Origin of the sequence: Caulobacter sp. 17J65-9 (genome assembly GCF_010975005.1) — a bacterium.
GTDB lineage: Bacteria > Pseudomonadota > Alphaproteobacteria > Caulobacterales > Caulobacteraceae > 17J80-11.
Map to the genome: position 1 here is coordinate 1 of NZ_JAAIVC010000287.1, position 1,753 is coordinate 1,753.

The 1,753-nt window shown below is 71.8% G+C and carries 2 protein-coding genes; both read left to right on the plus strand.

All coding sequences use genetic code 11. The annotated features are described in order from the left end of the window. The coding region (locus tag G3573_RS21355) for a 2OG-Fe(II) oxygenase family protein (RefSeq protein ID WP_205598433.1) at window positions 1-767 on the plus strand (767 nt) is incomplete at its 5' end. A 24-nt stretch (window positions 768-791) separates the two neighbouring features. Beyond that, window positions 792-1,463, plus strand: a complete 672-nt coding sequence (locus tag G3573_RS21360; RefSeq protein ID WP_163263646.1) for an HAD-IA family hydrolase — start codon at window positions 792-794, stop codon at window positions 1,461-1,463. The last annotated feature ends 290 nt before the right edge of the window (window positions 1,464-1,753 follow it).

The following is a 1,753-nucleotide window of genomic DNA, read 5'->3' on the forward strand; positions in this document are numbered from 1 at the left end:
AGGAAGCGCTGTGCACGGTCTATCTGGCGGCCGGCCGTCCGCACGACGCGCTCGCCGTGGCGCGCCGCCGCCTGGCCCGCGCGCCGCACGACCACGTGGCCCTGGCCTTCGCGGCGGTGGCGGCGCGCATGGTCGGCGATCCCCAGTACGAGCGGCTCTACGACTATTCGGCCTTCGTGCGCCCGGCCCAGATCCCGACGCCGAAGGGCTGGCGCTCGCTGGACGCCTACCTGGCCGACCTGAAGGACGCCCTGATCCGGCTGCATGCGCTCAAGGCCCACCCGCTGGAGAATTCCCTGCGCGGCGGCAGCCAGACCTCGCAGAGCCTGCTGCGCTCGAAGGATCCGGTGATCACGGCCTTCTTCCAGGCCATCGACGAACCGATCCGCGCCTACATGGAGGCGGTGGGGACCGGCGACGATCCGGTCCGCTCGCGCAACACCGGCGCCTATTCGGTCAAGGCCGCCTGGTCGGTGCGCCTGAAGCCCAACGGCTTCCACGTCGACCACATCCACCCGCAGGGTTGGCTGTCCTCGGCCTTCTACGTCGAGACCCCGGCCGCCGCGCTGGAGACGCCGGGCCGCGAGGGCTGGATCCGCTTCGGCCGCCCGCGCATGCGCACGACGCCGGAACTGGACGCGGGCTGCTATGTCCGGCCGGAGCCCGGCACGCTGGTGCTGTTCCCTTCCTACATGTGGCACGGCACCGTGCCCTTCACGACCGACGAGAGCCGCATGACCGTGGCCTTCGACGTCGTCCCCGCCTGACCCCGTAGTTCCAGAGTCGCGTCCATGTCCTTGAAGCTCGCCGTTTTCGACGTCGACGGCACCCTGGTCGACAGCCGCCAGACCATCCTGCGCGCCGCGGTCGAGGCCGCCCGCGACGTGGGCCTGCCCGAGCCCGGCTACGACGCGGTGCGCCAGATCGTGGGCCTGTCCCTGCACGAAGCGCTGCACGTGCTGGCGCCGCAGCTGACCGACGCCGAGCTGGCGGAGTTCGTGGCGCGCTTCCAGGCGTCGTTCACCCGCATGCACAACGAGCCGGGCTTCAAGGAGCCGCTCTACGCCGGCGCCGAGGCGCACCTGCGCCGGCTGGAGAAGGACGGCTGGCTGCTCGCCATGGCCACCGGCAATTCGCGACGCGGCGTGAACCGCCTGCTCGACAATCACGACTGGCGCAGCCTGTTCGTCTCCACCCACTGCGCCTCCGACGGCCCGGGCAAGCCGCACCCGGCCATGCTGCTGGAAGCGATGAAGGCCTCGGGCTGCGAACCGCGCCAGACGGTGATGATCGGCGACACCGGCCACGACATCCGCATGGCGCTGAACGCCGGGACCCGGGCGCAGGGCGTGGCCTGGGGCTTCCACACGCCCGACGAGGTCCGGGCCGCCGGCGCCCACCATGTGGCCGCTGATTTCGACGAGCTGGACGCCGAACTGGACCGTTTCGCCGCCGCCCTCTGAGCCGGCGCCCCACGGGGTTGGGGATCATTGCGCCAAAACAGCCCCCGCGTGTATTGGCCAAGGCTTCGCGCTAAGTATAGCTTGGCGGTAGTCCACGCCGGGGGGCGAGTGCCTTGTCCAAGTCCATAGTCGCTTACGCTGTCGCCTTCGGGGCTCTCTGGCCGGCCATGGCCGCCGCACAGGCCCAGGCTCCCGCCGCGCCCCCGGCCCACGCCACGTCGTCGGCCGCATCGGCCGCGGCCGCGCCCGCCGTCGATCCCGCCAAGCCGCGGCCCGATCCGGCCGTGCGC